Raw genomic sequence first — 16,863 nt, 5'->3', positions numbered from 1 at the left:
TTTTAGAGCATTTCATGAAGATTTAGCTGAGCAAGCAAAGCTGCTTATCGAGAGCGTGACCGTTTTGCCAATTTCCAAACTGCCGCTATCAGAAATATCCCCAACAGGACGCATATGAGTAAATCAAACGGTATTGGAAAAGGGGTATCTTTTTCCATCCCAACATTGGTGCGCTGCGGAGGGTCGGCTTGTGCAATTGCCTGCTGGAGCACCGAAAGCGCAGACGCCTCGAGTCCATTCTGTGCTGCCGGCAAGGTCACATCAACCAGTTTATTCTCAACGGCATAGGCAATCTGTCTGCCGAGACGCTGAATATCGCTGTTATCCAAATCCGAGATCATTTCGCCAAACGCCGTGGGATCGGCTTCATATGCTTCCGTAATCGAGATGCAAAACGCTTCGTCTGCATACGGATCAGATTCCGACAGATTCTGGTCGATGAGGCTGCGAATGGTCTGTACATCAAAGCCGGGCAGAGTGACCGACGTATCTTCCGGGATTTCTGTTTCGGGGTTTTGCGCCTGATAGGTGGTCCAGTAGTTGGTCAATTCCTCTGCTGCATCCAACTGGTCGTCTGAAAGGTGAGAAAGTTTGCTTAAGATATCCGGCAGCGTGTTTTCATCGTAGTTGTTTTCCCAAACAATAAACTGTATGACCACCTGACGCACATCGTCCGGCTGGGAGGCCAGCTCGGAGAGGAATGCGGCCGGGTCATCAGTAAATCGCTGATACAGTTCATAACTGATGGCTTCCGAGCCTGCGCCGTCCGATGATGCTGCTTGTTCCATAAGTGCAGAAGTAGATTGTGCACTGTCTACTTCATTTGCAGCAAGAGCAGAAAAAGACATCGCAAATGCTGTCAGCAAGGCAATCGAAATCAGTTTTTTCAGCTTACGCATTTTATTCTCCTTCATATACCGAATCAATAACCTTTTTCATTTCGTCTACGGTCACTGGCCCAGATATCAGAATAAGATAGTCATCTACGATTGTAGTAGCATTGATGGTATCAAGGTTGTGCATGATATACCAGTCCACATTTCCGGCTGTATAGGTAATGACAGGGCGATCATCTTTTTCGATTATAGTACATTCCAGAGCATTATCAATTGCAAGGACACTGGAAATAATGCTTACTCCAAACAGATATTTCTCCCCACGTTTTTCATAAGAAATATCTAGATCCATGCTGCTTGATTCATGATCCTTTGTTACAAGAATTTCATCCAAAACAAAACCATCCGGAATCCAAGTGGGAAATGCAGGGATGTTAATCCCCAATGCGGTAGCTACTTCAATTGTATCAGAATTTAAAATGCGAAATGTTTCTATCATATGTGAGTGATCCCATTCGGATTTACTCTTTTCAAGCCCCAATGCGGATACATCGGTGTCTGGAATATTTGCATATTCTGGAAGAGGTTCCAGACTATCGAGTGGAATCGGATTTTCTTCAGAGCCAAGCGGAGCATTTGGATCATATTCCGGCAATTCGCCAATGTACTGTTCTCTGGGATTGTAATAGGTATCTGGATCGTACTTCTCAGGATTTGCCGTCTGCATGATATAGCCGAACGTCTCCGCGCCCCACATTGCCGCATAGTCGTATATGCTGCGGCCGAACGCAAAAATGCAGAATGTATTGAGCACAATGATTGCCGCGGCGATCACACACAAACGATACCCCCACCGCCGGACGCGGGTATGCTTATGCGTTTCAAAGGCCGCAGCGTGTTGCTCTTTGAACGCTTTCAGTGCGCTTTCTGCGTCGGGATGCGTGCTCCCAACATTTTCAGTCTTTGTATCATCTATATAGGCCTTCAGCTGGGGGAGGGCATCTTCTCCGAATGCGCAAACCTGATCCAGAAGCGCAAGCAGCTTCGGATCGATGTCGATTTCGTCCGTGACTTGATTGTTGGCATGTGAAAAGGCGGTTTCATGCTCTTGCTGCCCTTTATGCTTTTGAGGTTTCGTTTCCATGTGCTTCACCTCCTCGGTGTATCATGCCGTTCAACAGTTTGCGTGTGGTTTTATGGCTCTTCATATACCGAGTCAATCATTTTTTTCATTTCATCCACAGTCACAGTCCCGTAAAACAGGACTTCTCGGTCTCCCACTACGGTTATCGCATTAATATTATCAAGATTGTGCATAATATACCAATTTACATTATGTACTTCGTATTCGATAACAGGACGATCATCTTTTTCTATAACCGCATTTGAATCGGTGTGAATGGAAGAAATACATACAGATAGGTTTCTCTCCCCATTCAAATAATTCGCAAAAAAATCCGTAGTTTGGGACAGATGATCTTTGGTGATCTGAATATACTCCTGCGTAAACCCTTCTGGTAACCATGTCGGAATCACCTTGTCTGATACCCCAAACGCCTTTACCGTTTGAAGTAAATCAGCGTTTACGATTTCAAAGCGTTCAACGACGTGGGAGGCACCCCATTCAGAAGCAGTTTTTTCTAATCCCAACGAAGTCACATCTGTATCTGGTATATCAGAAAAATCGGGTTGCTTTGAGCCATTGGTCGGAATCGGATTTTCTTCAGAGCCAAGCGGAGCATTTGGATCATATTCCGGTAATTCGCCAACATACTGCTCTCTGGGATTGTAATAGGTATCCGGGTCATATTTCTCAGGATTCGCGGTCTGCATGAGATAGCCGAACGTCTCGGCGCCCCACATTGCCGCATAGTCATACATACTGCGGCCGAACGCAAAAATGCAGAGTGCATTGAGCACGATGATTGCCGCGGCGATCACACACAAACGATACCCCCACCGCCGGACGCGGGTGTGCTTATGCGTTTCAAAAGCCGCAGCATGTTGCTCTTTGAACGCTTTCAGCGCGCTTTCTACGTCGGGATGCGTACTCCCGGCATTTTCAGTCTGTGCCTCATCTGTGTAGGCTTTCAACTGGGGGAGGGCGTCTTCTCCGGACTGACAAACCTGATCCAGAAGTGCAAGCAGCTTCGGGTCGATGTTGGCTGCGTCTTTCATCCGGTCAGTGGAATGCAAAATGGTTTTATCCCTTTCATGCTTTTTCTCATTATCCTGACTGTTTGTACACATGCGCTTCACCTCCTCATACGGTTTCTGCTACATAAATAATGATTGACAGCAGGATTCTGTAACAGAAAACTTGCTATTTATCCCGTTCCATCAGTTCCGCACAACGCTTTTTGGCGCGGCTGAACTTCATGCGGCAGGCGCTTTCTGTTGTATGCAGGCGCTTCGCGATTTCTGCATAATCCAGATCTTCGCCAAGCCGAAGGAGCAGAATGTCGCGCTCCTCCGGTGTCAAACCCTTGGGGAGCATCTCTGAAAACGGGATCAATTCCTGCTCCTTGCCGCGAATGATCGCATCATCCAGCGATACTTCTTTGCGGACTTTTGATTTTCTGTACTCGCCGAGTGCATTGTTCTTCAGCACTGTAAACAGCCATTTGACAGGGTCTTCATGGTTCATCACAGTGGAAATTTTCAAGATAAGTATGAGAAAGGTGTCCGATACCACATCCGAAGCCTTGACCGGATTTTTTACGATTCGCAGTGCGACTTCGAACATGAGAGCATAGTGCTTTCGGTAGAGGCTTTCAAAAAATAAGATTTGCTCTTGTGTCAATCCTTAATCCCCCCCTTATAGTCAGCTGCGGCTTTATGAAGCAGCTCCGATATCGTTAATTTTAACATGCCATTAGGAAAATACAATCCATTTGCTTTTTGATCACAATTGTAAAGAGCTATTTCCTCACATTAGTACAATGCTTCAGAACGTTATTTTGTAACAGGAAAGAACACCAAAAATATTTTTTATTTACTGTTACAAAACGGAATCTTGAAGCATTGTACTTAATATGGAACGAAAAAGCCTGTCCCTAACTATTTAAGGAGGAATCATTATGAAGCGCACATTAAAACTAGTTTTATTCGCATTGGCGCTTTCTGTTGCCACAATATGCGGAGCAGCGGCGGCAGGAAATGAAATTGCAATCAGCGATCCGAACGCACAGATTTATGTGCAGGGTGTTCCGGTCATGTTCCCGAATGAACATGGAGAATACATGCCGGCAATCAGTTATCAGGGCTCTACCTATATGCCTGTTCGTTCGGCTGGCGAATGGATGGGTAAAAACGTGGGTTGGGATGGAACAACGCAGACCATTACATTGAGCGGCTCTGTGGACAGTGTAATCCATGGCGAAAATGAAGCGGTAGACGGTTCTGTTTTTCATGGAATAAAGGAAGGAGCTGCTGTTCTTTGCCCAGAACGAAAAGTTTATCTGGACGGTGAACTGGTGACTTTCAAAAATGAAAAAGGCACTGTCATCTACCCCATAGACTTTTTGAACGTGACATATTTGCCGGTTCGCAGCATCGGCGAGTTGACCGGCATGGATGTAAAATGGGTCGGCAGTCAAGACGGATATATGGGTCTCATCTTTCTGCGGATGCCGCTGAGTGAAGCAGAGCGTTCTTCTCTCCAAAGCTATGCGCAAAATCTCCAATCCGCAGCAGAAAAATTATATGATATATCCGAAACATTTCGCCAGGCAATCCCTGCGCGGGTCGTCATAACAGAAACGCAGTATACTGTTGTGGATCAGAAAAAAGCACAAGCCGCGCTGACTGAAATGCAGCAACAGATTGCAGAGATGCAGAAATTATGCCAATCGGATTCCACGCTGGTTCAGTATTACCAAAATCAGATACTTTCCAATCTCAAGACTTTACACACCGCAGCACAAACTGTAAGCAATATGCTGTCACAAAATGATTTTAGTACTGTGGTCGAAGGCACAGGTGTTATGGGCACTAACCTTCCCATTGTCCATAGCGGCAGCAATACGGTGCTGCAAATGACCGCGCATATGCGCGAAGTCATTGAGCAGACCGGATTTATCGATCCCTTTGCCAACATATAATTTATATCCTTTTTTGTCATGCATAAAAAGCCGCAGGATTCCCAATTTTGGATCCTGCGGCTTTTATGATTTCAACGCTTTTGCAATTTTTTTGACAGATTGAATTGATTCAATATATATCATAAAAAGAGTTCTGCTATGATTTCAATTTATCATAGCAGAACTCTTTTGTTGCTGATTTAAGAAACGGTTTCGCACCATCCGTGAAATTGTTCCTTTAGTGTTTTACACGCTTCATAGAAGATCCCCATATCAACTGAATAGGAAATATACTGGACGCCGGCTTTTGTCCACATCTCCATCGTCTCTTTGCTGTCTGTGAAGGTTCCGACTACTGCGCCCTTCTTTTTTGCAGCTTTGACTATTTTATTCATCGCTTCCACTACCAATGGATGGGTCACTTGTCCGGGGACACCCAGGCTCTGGGACAGGTCATACGGTCCGATAAAAAAGATATCTATTCCTTCCACAGTCAGGATATCGTCCAAGTTGTTGATGGCCTGCTGTCCTTCCAATTGCGCAATAACGATCGTTTTATTTGCGCCTTCAAAGTATGCCGCCTTATTCATGGCCGAATAGTGGGCTGCCCGCACGAAGCGACACACGCCCCTTTCTCCCATCGGAGAGAATTTAGCGAGTTTTACCGCTTCTCGTGCCTGTTCTGCCGTCGTAACCTGCGGGATCTCAACAGCTGCCGCGCCGATATCCAATGCCTTTCCAATTGCCTCCTCCGTGATAGCAGGTACTCTTACCACGGGGAGAATCCCGGATATTTGAGCCGCACGGATATTATTCTGCATATTTTGTATGCTGATAGGGCCATGTTCCATATCCAAAATGGCAAAATCCATTCCCGCATACCCTGCCGCTTCCACAAATCCTGGATCACAAGTTTTCATAAAAGGACCAAAAACTGCTTTGCCAGCTTTTAACCTTTCGTTGAATCTTTGAATTAATGCTTCATTCATTTGTCATTTCCTCCAAAGAACCTAACTGTTATACATCGGTACGACGCAGGTTCTTTCCGCAGGCATCATTGCAGAGTATTCCATCTTCCCATGCCAGTTGTCCGTTGACGAAGCATTTGGCAATACCGCTGGCAAGCTGCACCGGCTTTTCAAAGGTTGCATGATCCTTTAGTTCCGCAGGGTCAAAAACATTGATGTCTGCATAATATCCTTCTTTGATCTGACCGCGGCGTGCAATGCCCATTCTCGTTGCCGGAAGGCTTGTCATCTTCCGAATTGCTTCCTCCATCGTATACAGATGGCGTTCCTGCACATATTCCCGGATGATTTTCGGGAATGCGCCATACATGCGCGGGTGTGGTGTATCTGTAACCGCATAGATGGAATCGGAAATCACATTGGAGTATGGAAGTTTTGCAACCGTGTCAATGTCATCCTGACACATGCTCATATTGATGATCGCAACCTTGCCATCTTCATCATGCAGCAGCCATGCGACAAACGCGCCATCACTCTCAAAGCCGTACTCTCTTGCGGCATCGGATACCATCTTACCGACAAATTTCTGATTGCTTTCCTTGTTTACGCCGGAAATCAGGATTCTGTCCCAGCCAAGCGTGATTGCGAAGTTATCCCAGTCCTCATAGTTGATCTCCAAGGACTTGCAGAATTCCTCCACTCCGTCTTTTGTTCCCATTCGCTCGAGAGCGCGGTTCATATCTCCGTTTACAAATGCAGGGGGCACCATGGTTGTCAGCGAGGTGGAACCGCCTTCATATGGATAGAAGTCACAGGTTACATCCTGCCCTTCTTTTCGCGCCTGTTCAATCAGTTCGATGGCACGGTGAATCTCTTTCCTCCAGTTTGCCATGCCGCAGGATTTGAAATGGCTGATCTCAACCGGGCAGCCGACACGCTTTCCAATCTCGATGACTTCCTTGACGCTGTCCACCATACTGTCGCCCTCTCCTCTGATATGTACGCACAGAGGAGTATGATATTTTGCCATCGGAGCCAGCATTTTTGCATAATCATCGGTAGCGTTATAGCATTCCGGCAGATACATAATACCCGCCGATACACCGACCGCACCTTTTTCCAGCGCATCTTCAATATAACTTGAAGCCTGCTGCATCTCTTGTTCCGTAAAAGGGGTGTTAGAAAATCCTTTTACCGCAATCTTTACTGTGCCGGAACCAATCATGGATGCAAAGTTCAGCGGCAGTTTCAGCTGATCCATCGCTTCCATATATTCGCTGTATGTGTGGATGCCGCGGTATGCCGGCCCTACGACGGGCTCTGCAAATGCGAACATTTCTTCCGCTTTTGCCTCATCTTCCGGAACCGGTACCATGGAGAATCCGCAGTTTCCGGCAACCGTTGTGGTAATTCCCTGCGCCAGCATGACTTTTCCAAAGTCGGTGCCGTAAAACGGCTGGATGTCACAGTGTCTGTGAATGTCGATAAATCCCGGTGTTACCGCTTTTCCCTGTGCATCAATGATTTCCGTCTCCTGCAAAGACGCTTCCAATTCAGCTGTATCCGCTTCGCTGCGGATGACTTTTTTAATTACTTCATCTTCTATGTAAATATTGCCTTCAAATGGCTGATTTCCCAATCCGTCATAAATGACGCCGTTTTTGATCAGGAATTTGGACATCTATTTTGCCTCCTCTTGGGCTTCGTTGAGATAATTGTAGACAGTAAAACGGGAAATGCCCAAAAAGTCCGCCACCCTTTCCGCAGATTTTTTAATCAGGAAAACTCCTTTATTGTCCAGATAGCGTACGACTGCAACCTTATCATCTTTATCCAGCTCATCCAACGCATGGCCGGTGTTCTCCACCGCTTCTTTCATAAGGACTTCCAGAAGTTCATCAATGTTGCCGGTAAAGACTTCTCCTGTGCTGCCCTTTCCGTCAGAGTTTGTCAGTTTCATCATTGCTGTCTGTCCTGCAATGAGTGCTGTGATATTATAATTGATGCAAAGGCTACCTACTACGTTTCCCTTTTCATCCAAAAAGTATTTGCTGGAGGATCGCAAAATGCGTCCATCTTTGGTTTTGTTGATGTAACAATATTGATCTTTTGGTTGAGCGGTTCCGCGTAAAATAGCCAGCCCTGCATCCGTGCCGCCGTCTCCGACTTTTCTTCCGGTCACATGCCCGTTCCAAATTCCTACGATGGTATTATCGTAGTCCCTCGTTAAATCATGTAGAACGACTTCGCAGTCATCGCCAAATTGTTGGGCAATGCATTCGCATATCTCGCACAACATCTTAAAATTATCCACTACAAAGCTAATCGTCATCAACCCCCAACACATTTCATTATTGCAGAGCTGCGTCGTAGCGTTCTATCATGAGTTTTTTACTGAGCCACGCCGCGGCTTTCAATTACAAGTGCCATACGTTCTTCCTCGGACATCTCCACCTTCTTGGTGCAAAGAGATACGACTACTTCAGCAACCAAAGCGACGATGGTAGCCGGGATCGCCGGGCCAGTGAAAATGCCAACAATCCAGGACTGGAAAGCAGGTACAAACAGATAGAGAATACCGAACAGAGTGCCAACGCCTACGCTGGCCAGACCGCCCTGCCATGTTGCACGTTTCCACAAAGCGCCAAGCACCATTGCAATGGATACACCCGGAATGATCGAGCCGATCACGTTGCTGATGTAACTGATAACATCCTGTGCAAACAGCGTGGCGCAGAATGCCAGCAGCAGCGTAACGACCGTCATAATGCGCGACCATTTTCCGACTTTTTCCTCCGGCAAGCTCTTACCGGTGAAGATGGGATAAATATCCTGAATCGCGATCGTAACGCCCGCGATCGCATCGGAGTCACCCGAGGACATGGTTGCGGAAAGGCCGGAAATCATAAACAGCAGTCCCAGCACAGGGCCCAATGCAGTCGTCGCAATATAGGTGAATGCAAAGTCCGGATGCTCCAGAACCGATGTGGCGTTGTTGTTTGTTGCAATGGTATATGCGGCCATGCCGATGATTGCCGGAAGCAGAGAAAAGACCAGAAGCAACAGGCCGGATGTCTTGAGTGCGTTGGTCGCTGTCTTATTGCTTTTCGCCGTGTAAACTCTCATGCGATAAGTCGGTGTGCCCCAGCAGGGAATGAAGATGGACCAGATGAGTGATAACAAAGCCATTACGCCCATGGTGCCTACACCGTAAAACGTCAGGTTGCCTCCCATGCCTGCGGCAGTAATCGCTTCCGAGATACCGGTCCAGCCGCCTGCCATCGGAATACATACCGCAGTAATGGCGATAAAACCGGCAACCAGAATGGTAAGCTGAATCAGATCCGTCCAAACAACCGCCAGATAACCGCCGATGATAACATACACGCCAAATGCAAGAACTGCAATTGCCTTGGCCGTAACCAAATCCAATCCGGTAACGTAGCTCAGATAAGTTGCGCCGCCATTGACATGGTTGCCCAGCCATACCACTTCAATAATATACATCATGATACTCATGACGCTTTTCACAAGTCTATTTCCATTATAATGGAATTGCGCTTCTTCCGCCATAGTTACAAAGTTTTTTTCTCTTAATTTTGTCTTCTGCGCAATCCATGCCAGCGTCAGAACACCGAGTGCAGCGCCAAGTCCATAGGCAGCGCCGCCGAAGCCCATTTTGAAGCCGTTTGCTGTTGCACCGATGGAAGATCCTGTGCCGATCAGCGTCGCGCCCATTGTGGCAAAGATCAAGAAGAATGGTAATTGTCCGCCTCCTGTCAAATAGCCTTTTCCTTCGGATTTTCCCTTACTGCTTATATATCCGACGATAATCATCAGAACAACATAAGCCGCAAAGCCAATCAGAAAAAACGTCCCAAACTTTCCTTCCATTTCATTACCTCCTACATCCTGTATTAAACAAATTGTTTGAGTTGATTCTAATTTTGTTTCAACAGTTTGTCAATATGTTTTTTCTAACTGTGCTTCAATATCTATATTTTATATAACATATAACATAAATAATTGTCTAATTTAACGATTTTATACTTTCTTTTCGTCAGAGATTGACTATTTCAACATTTTGTGTAAAAATGTAATTGATGATTTGTAGATTCAACAATTTATCAAACTTATTGCGTTTTGGCATAGAAAAGATTATATTATTCAGAGGATAAAGGAGGAAAAGAAAAAATTGGAACAGTCTTACTCTTTCAAAGGAAGCGAAACTGTCATTACGCCCGCCCTTATTTATTACCGGGATCTTGTTCGCAATAACTTGGAAAAAGCGATCGAGACCGCTCATGGTGCGGAACACCTTTGGCCGCATGTAAAAAGCCACAAGATGGCTGATATCGTTCGCATGTCTATGAAATTTGGTATCTGTCGTTTCAAATGCGCAACGATTGCTGAGGCGGAAATGGCCGCATCCTGTGGGGCAGAGCATATTGTACTCTCTTACCCGCTGGTAGGGCCAAACATCGAACGTTTTATTAAACTGTCGGAAGCCTTCAAAGCGACGCATTTTTATGCGATTGGAGACAATCTGAACATGCTCTCGCGTCTGGGTGAGGCAGCAAAATGTTCCTCCCTCGGGAATGTGGATGTACTGGTGGATGTCAACATGGGGATGAATCGTACCGGTGTTCCGCTTTCCGAGCTGACCAGCTTCTGCGACGCATGTGCGTCCATTGACGGACTTACTTTCAAAGGGCTGCATTGCTATGACGGTCATCGTACCGAACACGATTATCATGACAGAAAGCAGCAGTCCGACCATCTTGACAGTGCGCTCAAACCGCTGTTAAAATCCATATGTAAGAATCATCAGACCTGCTCGCTGATTATTATCGGCGGTTCTCCGTCCTTTCCCTGCCATGCGGAGTCGCATCTCACAGATGGGGAAGAAACCAAGCAGGTAGAAGTCTATTACTCGCCCGGAACCATCTTTGTGCACGACTACGGATACAGTAAAAAGTTTCCTGATCTGCCTTACGTTCCCGCAGCAGCGATCCTGACTCGCGTGATCAGCAATCCCGGCAGAGGCATTTTCTCCATTGATCTCGGTTACAAGGGAATCGCAGCCGATCCGGCGGGTATTCGTGGGCAGCTGCTGGGGGTTGAGCATTGCGAAGAGATGTTCCAAAGCGAAGAACATTGGACTTTCCGCATGCAACCCGGCCATGAAGATGCATGTCCGAAGGTAGGGGAAGAGCTTTTTGTCATCCCGACCCATATCTGCCCGACCAGCGCGCTGTATCCTTCCGTAATCGTCGTAGAAAACGGAGAAGTGGTAGACGAATGGGAAGTAACCGCAAGAAACCGGAAGATCACTTATTGACCGGCATCTGGGGGATTTACCATACAGATTGGCATATCCCGATTTTATATTGTCCATTCAAACATACAAAGGAGAGATTCAAATGAATGTTTATGACGTATTAAAAGAAAAAGGAATTACATTGCCTGCCCCGCCGCCCAAAGGAGGTGTTTACACACCGGTACAGGAATTTGGCTCGAATTTTCTGTATTGCTCCGGCTGTGGCCCGGATCTTGGCAACGGCAATAACGTCATTGGACGCTTAGGCGAAAACCTCACGCTGGAACAAGGACAAAAGGCTGCTTATAACTGCATGCTCAACCTTCTTGCCAATCTGGATGCCAAGACCGGAGACCTGAATAAAATCAAAAGGTTTGTCAAGGTGCTCGCCTTTGTCAACAGCGCAGATTCTTTCGAACAGCAGCCGCAGGTAGTAAACGGCGGATCCAATTTGTTGGTTGAGTTGTTCGGCGAAGAAGTCGGCATGCCGGCAAGAACTGCCATCGGCACCAATACGCTGCCGGGCGGAATTGCTTGCGAGATTGAGGTTCTCGTAGAACTCAAGGAAGATTAATACGCGCGTTTGCGACGCACTCGAATAGAATTCAGAGATATTTGATCTTTGGTTTTGGCAAAACATCCGCAATTTTGCTTTGCAAAATTCCCCTGTTTGCTCCAGATGATCGCAATACACCAAAAACAAACAACCTCTATAAAGCAGCATTTGGCAATAAAAGACGGCACGGAGATTTCTCCGTGCCGTTTGTTTGTTGTTTCAAGCGATTTTTTTGTTTTTTGGAAAAACTTTTCTCAATTGCTGTTGGGCGGCGGTGTATTTGCTATCAATGCAATCGTATTCTGCAATCCTTTTCTATGCCGTTTTAATCATACACGTCTTTTTTCCTGTGCGCAGAAATGTTTCATACGTTTTTCGCCATACCGGTCAGTTTGGCTACTTTTTCATGTGTCAGATAGTGATACAGCGCGATCACGCGGCCCACGCCGATCACAGCCAGCACGGTGCCGATGCCTACGCCGACCAAATGTCCGGCCAGCAGCAGCCCCAGTGTGATGGTAATCGTGATGTTGAGCAGGTCGAAGCAGTTTTTGGTAAAGCCCACGTTTTTATGGATGCCGTCTGCAATCGCCTGCACGATGCCGTCGCCGGGGTTGGGCACAATCCGCATGGAAAGCGACATGGCGGCGCCGATGCCGGTGCAAACGATCGCAAGGATCAGGATAAGCAGCCGCTGCGGGAAATACTGGTCAAATCCGGTGGGATCGTCGGGAAAAGCCGGCAAAACCGATCCAAACAGGTTGAGAAACCGGGTAAAAATCAGGCTGAGCGGAATTTGCAGCAGATCCATCACAAAAATCAGTTTGCGGTTTTTGTTTTCCGGATGGTTGCGCCCCTGTACGCTGTGCAGGATGAGCTCGACCACCACAAAAACACAATACAGGAACAGCGTCGTGTTGCCGAAGTTGAGTGAAAAGATCTGAGAAACGCTGTATGAAACCGAAATGATCGGGGAGACCCCAAGTCCCGCCTTGGTGTTGAGCGTCAGACCCAATGCCAGAACCAGCAGCCCTACAATATAAAACATGATACGATTTGCTTTTTGGTTTTTCACACGATTTGTCTTCTTTCTGATATAAAATGTAGATTTCTATATACTTCTATTATAGTATGATTTTGTATAATTGCAAGAAAACCGCCGGTGAACAAGAAGCATTTGTCCTGTCCGAGGGGTTGACAAAACAGAGAAACCGCACTATTATGTAATTAGTTACTTATTATGTTGAGGTGGCATCATGGCAGGAAACATGCCGTTCGGGCTAAAAATTGCGATCATCAACCGGACTTTTCGCAAAAAAATGGATGAAAAGGCCAGCACGATGGGGCTGACGTCGGTGCAGCTGCGCGTACTGGGCTCGGTCAGCCGTCTGGAAGCGGCAGGGGAGGCCGAGATTCATCAGAACGATCTGGAGCGAATCGAGCATGTGACCCATCCGGCCATGACCAAGCTGCTGCAACGGCTGGAAAGCAAAGGGTTCATCCGCTGTGTCCCCAGCGCCAAAGACCGGAGATACAAAAAAATCACCTGTACGGAGCAGTCACGCGGCATCCATCAGGTGATTCTGGCACAGGATGAAGAGGTTTTGTCCGAGCTGTGCCGGAATTTCACGCAGGAGCAAAAACAAGCCCTGCTGCAAATCGCGGATATGCTTTTGAAAAATATCGATTCGGAATGATCCTTTCCCTGAGGAAAACGGAATTCCCCAGGCAGTGCGCCGGGCCACATCCCCGCGTTCACTGCCTGCTTTTCTGCCCTAATAGGTAACCAGTTACTTAATAAGGAGAGAACGTCATATGGAAAAAGTGGTATCAGAAAACAAAAGTCCTTTTGCAACCGAGCCGATCGGCCGGTTGATTTTGAAATTTGCGATCCCCTGCGTCATTTCGCTGCTGGTCAACTCGCTGTATAACATCGTGGACCAGATCTTCATCGGCTGGGGCGTCGGCTATCTGGGCAACGGCGCGACCAATGTCGTGTTCCCGATCACGATCATCGCACTGGCGCTTTCGCTGATGATCGGCGACGGCGGCGCGGCGTACCTGAGCCTCAAGCTGGGCGAGGGCGACATCCAGAGCGCGAAAAAGGGCGTGGGCAACGCCATTGTCATGGTCACGGTGGTCAGCATCGTCCTGCTGGCGGTTTTCCTGATTTTTCTCAACCCGATTCTCAACCTGTTCGGCGCGACCGATGCGCTGCGCACCTACGCGCTGCAATATGGCTCCATCATCGGCATCGGCCTGCCGTTTATGATGATCCCGGCCGCGATTAACTCCATGATCCGCGCGGACGGCAGCCCGAAATACGCCATGTTTTCCATGATCCTCGGCGCCGTCATCAACACGGTTTTCGACCCGATCTTCATTTTTATCTTCGGTATGGGCGTACGCGGCGCCGCGATCGCCACGGTCATGGGACAGGTTGCCACCTTCCTGATGTCCGTTATTTACGTTTTCCGCTTCAAAACCTTCCGCTTTGATGCTTCCGCCTTCCGGATCCGGCTCAAAACCTGCGGCAAGGTGCTCAGCCTTGGCATCAGCAGCTTCATCACCCAGATCGCCATCACGATCGTCATGGCGTTGTCCAACAACCTGCTGGTGGCATACGGCGCACAGTCGGTTTACGGTTCGGAAATCCCGCTGACCGCTATGGGCATCGTTATGAAGGTCAACCAGATCCTGATTTCCATTCTGGTCGGTATTTCCACCGGCGCGCAGCCGATCATCGGCTACAATTACGGCTCGAAGAATTTCCTGCGCGTGCGCAAGGCGTTTGATATTGCGGTGGTCGCCTCCGAAATCGTGGCCATCATCGCCTTTTTGATCTTCCAGTTCGCGCCGATGAGCGTGGTTTCGCTGTTCGGTTCGGAGGAAGGCCTGTATAACGAATTTGCCGTGCTGTCCTTCCGCATTTTCCTGCTGCTCTGCCCGCTGACCGGTTTCCAGACCGTCATGGCGATTTACTTGCAGGCGATCGGCAAGCCGGTCAAATCCGCACTGCTTTCGCTGTCCCGACAGATCATCTTCTTTGTCCCGACCGTCATCATCCTGCCGATGTTCCTCGGCGTAACGGGCGTTCTGTGGACGGGTCCGGTGGCGGACGGTCTGGCATTCCTGTTCTCGCTTATCTTGCTCATCTATGAGAGACGGCAGTTAAAAGAAGAGCCGGCTGCGGCATAACAATGAAAGTGCAGTTTATTTTTCCAGTGGAAGGAGATAAAACACGATGAAAAACCGAGTCATCACCATCAGCCGTGAATTTGGCAGCGGCGGCCGCACGATCGGCAAAAAAGTGGCGGAGGAGCTGGGCATCCCCTGCTATGACAGCGAACTGCTCCAGAAAATTGCGGAAAAGAGCGGTTTCAGCGAAAATTACATTAAGGACGCGGGCGAATATTCGCCCGGCGGCTATCTGTCCTCCGCGTTTTCGCACCGGGCTTACGGCCAGAACAACGCAGACTATTTGTGGAAGATCCAGTATAACATCATCACCGAGCTGGCGGAAAAGGGGCCGTGCGTCATTGTCGGCCGCTGCGCCGACTATATCCTGCAAGACAAGGCGGACTGTCTGCGGGTGTTCATCCATGCGGATATGAAATTCCGCGCCGAGCGCATCGTCAAGGTGTACGGCGAGCGCGAAGTCTCTCCGGAGCAGCGCCTCAAGGACAAGGATAAGCGCCGCGCCATTTACCACCGGTTTTATACCAATATGAAATGGGGCCACGCACAGAATTACGATATCACCCTCAACAGCGGAACGCTGGGGATTGATCGGTGCGTGGCCATCCTCAAAGAGCTTTATTGATTTTGGGCTGCGTGCCGCAGCTTGTGATAATACCGATCCACATGGATGGAATAGACGATACCGCCGACGATATAGGCAATGGCGGTCAGGGCGAAGCCGGTCGGCAGACCGATGGTCTCCTGCAGGCAGCCCATCAGAAGCGAACCGATGCCGATTCCGACATCATACGACAACATATAGGTGGCGTTCGCAACACCGCGTTTTGGGGCCGGCGTTGTCCCCGTGACGAAGGATTGGAACAGCGGCTGCAAAATGCCGTAGCCGATCCCGAAGAAATAGCCGGCGATCAACATATGCACCCCGGTTGATAAATAAAGGTAGCTGGCCATGGTGAAAACCAGCAAGACCAGACTGACATAAACCAGAACGCGGTGTTTGCCGGCGTCGATCATCCGCTGCGTGGACAGCTTGGAGGTCAGCATGCCGGCAACAAGGCAGATATAGAAGTAAGGGAGAAAGGGCGTTAAGCCCTTTTCCTGTGCCAGAATGGAGGAATACGCGATGACCGCGCCGTACGGGATCATCAGGAACATCATGTTGAACATGAAGGGCAGCGCGGAAGCGTGGATGGTGTCTTTGAGCACGAACTTTTTCCGCTCGACCTTGGGATAGCGGATGCGGCAGCAGGCCACGCAGATAAATGCGATTATGGTGATTGCAAAAATCGTCAGGAAGGAGGCCTTGCTGCTCATGTGGTTCTGCACCTGAATGCCCACATACGGGCCGACCGCCATGCCGATCGACACGGTGAAGGCAAAGCGGCTGATGCCCTCGGTGATCTTGGTGACCGGCAGCACGTCGCTGGCGAGCGTCATGGTGGCCGAGCCGCAGACCGAATACACCGCGCCCATGTACAGACGGATGACGATCAGCGCGCCGAACAGCGGAAAAATAATGAAGCTCGGGAAGGACAGGCAGAACAGCGCCAGAAACAGCAGATAGACGTGATAGCGGTTGAAGTTATCCAGCAGATAGCCCGCAACCGGACGGAACAGGATGGTCGCCACCGACATGGCGGTCAGCACAATGCCGATCTTGGAGCCGGTGATGCCGATTTCCTGACAATAGATGGGAATAATGGGGATGGATGCATAAAATGCCGCCAAAACCAGCAGGTTGGTGAGGAACAGGAGGATAAATTTCCGGTTCCATATCTTTTCTGTTTTTTCCATGGAGAGAAAACCCTTTCTGTGTGTAAATTGTCAGATGGTGGCATATGCCACTATATGAGCATACCATGGAAAACCCACTGCGTCAATATCCGGTTGCAAATGCAAC

At 48.4% G+C, this 16,863-nt stretch carries 16 protein-coding genes; 6 read left to right on the top strand and 10 right to left on the bottom strand.

Annotated elements, in window-relative coordinates:
* Nucleotides 1-44: 44 nt before the first annotated feature.
* From EJL02_RS06155 to EJL02_RS06140, 4 genes are all read right to left on the bottom strand, one after another.
* Nucleotides 45-899: a hypothetical protein gene (locus EJL02_RS06155; RefSeq protein WP_125115527.1), complete on the bottom strand. Its 855-nt coding sequence runs from the start codon at nucleotides 897-899 to the stop codon at nucleotides 45-47.
* 1 nt (nucleotide 900) lies between these two features.
* A complete protein-coding gene (locus tag EJL02_RS06150; RefSeq protein ID WP_125115526.1) occupies nucleotides 901-1,980 on the bottom strand; it encodes a hypothetical protein in 1,080 nt (359 codons plus the stop codon).
* Nucleotides 1,981-2,030: 50 nt separating this feature from the next.
* Nucleotides 2,031-3,086, bottom strand: a complete 1,056-nt coding sequence (locus EJL02_RS06145; protein ID WP_125115525.1) for a DUF4367 domain-containing protein — start codon at nucleotides 3,084-3,086, stop codon at nucleotides 2,031-2,033.
* A 73-nt stretch (nucleotides 3,087-3,159) separates the two neighbouring features.
* Entirely contained in the window at nucleotides 3,160-3,639 is a 480-nt protein-coding gene (locus tag EJL02_RS06140; RefSeq protein WP_125115524.1) for an RNA polymerase sigma factor, read from the bottom strand.
* Nucleotides 3,640-3,916: 277 nt separating this feature from the next.
* Here EJL02_RS06140 and EJL02_RS06135 point away from each other — a divergent pair, with 277 nt between their 5' ends.
* A complete protein-coding gene (locus EJL02_RS06135) occupies nucleotides 3,917-4,939 on the top strand; it encodes a copper amine oxidase N-terminal domain-containing protein (protein WP_125115523.1) in 1,023 nt (340 codons plus the stop codon).
* A gap of 179 nt (nucleotides 4,940-5,118) precedes the next feature.
* Here EJL02_RS06135 and EJL02_RS06130 read toward each other — a convergent pair whose 3' ends face one another.
* Genes EJL02_RS06130 through EJL02_RS06115 form a run of 4 tightly spaced genes read right to left on the bottom strand, consistent with a single transcriptional unit; the run spans nucleotide 5,119 to nucleotide 9,780 of the window.
* Entirely contained in the window at nucleotides 5,119-5,907 is a 789-nt protein-coding gene (locus EJL02_RS06130; protein WP_125115522.1) for an HpcH/HpaI aldolase family protein, read from the bottom strand.
* Nucleotides 5,908-5,935: 28 nt separating this feature from the next.
* A complete protein-coding gene (locus tag EJL02_RS06125; protein ID WP_125115521.1) occupies nucleotides 5,936-7,567 on the bottom strand; it encodes an N-acyl-D-amino-acid deacylase family protein in 1,632 nt (543 codons plus the stop codon).
* Nucleotides 7,568-8,218 (bottom strand): helix-turn-helix transcriptional regulator, encoded by a 651-nt coding sequence (locus tag EJL02_RS06120; RefSeq protein ID WP_243114410.1) that lies wholly within the window; start codon nucleotides 8,216-8,218, stop codon nucleotides 7,568-7,570.
* A gap of 59 nt (nucleotides 8,219-8,277) precedes the next feature.
* Nucleotides 8,278-9,780 carry a sodium:solute symporter family protein gene (locus tag EJL02_RS06115; RefSeq protein WP_125115520.1) on the bottom strand — a complete coding sequence of 501 codons (1,503 nt, stop codon included), beginning with the start codon at nucleotides 9,778-9,780 and terminating at the stop codon, nucleotides 8,278-8,280.
* Between the two features lie 301 nt (nucleotides 9,781-10,081).
* On the opposite strand from EJL02_RS06115, the gene EJL02_RS06110 reads away from it, so the two are divergent.
* Nucleotides 10,082-11,227 carry a D-TA family PLP-dependent enzyme gene (locus EJL02_RS06110; protein WP_125115519.1) on the top strand — a complete coding sequence of 382 codons (1,146 nt, stop codon included), beginning with the start codon at nucleotides 10,082-10,084 and terminating at the stop codon, nucleotides 11,225-11,227.
* Nucleotides 11,228-11,309: 82 nt separating this feature from the next.
* Complete coding sequence (locus EJL02_RS06105; RefSeq protein WP_125115518.1) at nucleotides 11,310-11,780, top strand: RidA family protein; 471 nt, start codon at nucleotides 11,310-11,312, stop codon at nucleotides 11,778-11,780.
* Between the two features lie 346 nt (nucleotides 11,781-12,126).
* On the opposite strand, the gene EJL02_RS06100 is transcribed toward EJL02_RS06105, so the two are convergent.
* Nucleotides 12,127-12,810: a DUF6198 family protein gene (locus tag EJL02_RS06100; protein ID WP_125115517.1), complete on the bottom strand. Its 684-nt coding sequence runs from the start codon at nucleotides 12,808-12,810 to the stop codon at nucleotides 12,127-12,129.
* A 208-nt stretch (nucleotides 12,811-13,018) separates the two neighbouring features.
* On the opposite strand from EJL02_RS06100, the gene EJL02_RS06095 reads away from it, so the two are divergent.
* The 3 genes from EJL02_RS06095 to EJL02_RS06085 all read left to right on the top strand — a co-directional run bounded on the left by EJL02_RS06095 (nucleotide 13,019) and on the right by EJL02_RS06085 (nucleotide 15,585).
* Nucleotides 13,019-13,459: a MarR family winged helix-turn-helix transcriptional regulator gene (locus EJL02_RS06095; RefSeq protein ID WP_125115516.1), complete on the top strand. Its 441-nt coding sequence runs from the start codon at nucleotides 13,019-13,021 to the stop codon at nucleotides 13,457-13,459.
* A gap of 118 nt (nucleotides 13,460-13,577) precedes the next feature.
* Nucleotides 13,578-14,960, top strand: a complete 1,383-nt coding sequence (locus tag EJL02_RS06090) for an MATE family efflux transporter (RefSeq protein WP_125115515.1) — start codon at nucleotides 13,578-13,580, stop codon at nucleotides 14,958-14,960.
* Between the two features lie 46 nt (nucleotides 14,961-15,006).
* Entirely contained in the window at nucleotides 15,007-15,585 is a 579-nt protein-coding gene (locus EJL02_RS06085; protein ID WP_125115514.1) for a cytidylate kinase-like family protein, read from the top strand.
* Here the strand turns inward: EJL02_RS06085 and EJL02_RS06080 are convergent.
* On the bottom strand, nucleotides 15,579-16,757 hold the full coding sequence (locus EJL02_RS06080) for an MFS transporter (RefSeq protein WP_125115513.1): 1,179 nt from the start codon (nucleotides 16,755-16,757) through the stop codon (nucleotides 15,579-15,581). The genes EJL02_RS06085 and EJL02_RS06080 overlap by 7 nt on opposite strands.
* Nucleotides 16,758-16,863 lie beyond the last annotated feature (106 nt).

The organism is Agathobaculum sp. Marseille-P7918 (genome assembly GCF_900625105.1).
Classification (GTDB): Bacteria; Bacillota; Clostridia; order Oscillospirales; family Butyricicoccaceae; genus Agathobaculum.
The sequence above is the reverse complement of the archived record's forward strand: the minus strand, read 5'-3'. Positions and strand labels throughout refer to the sequence as shown.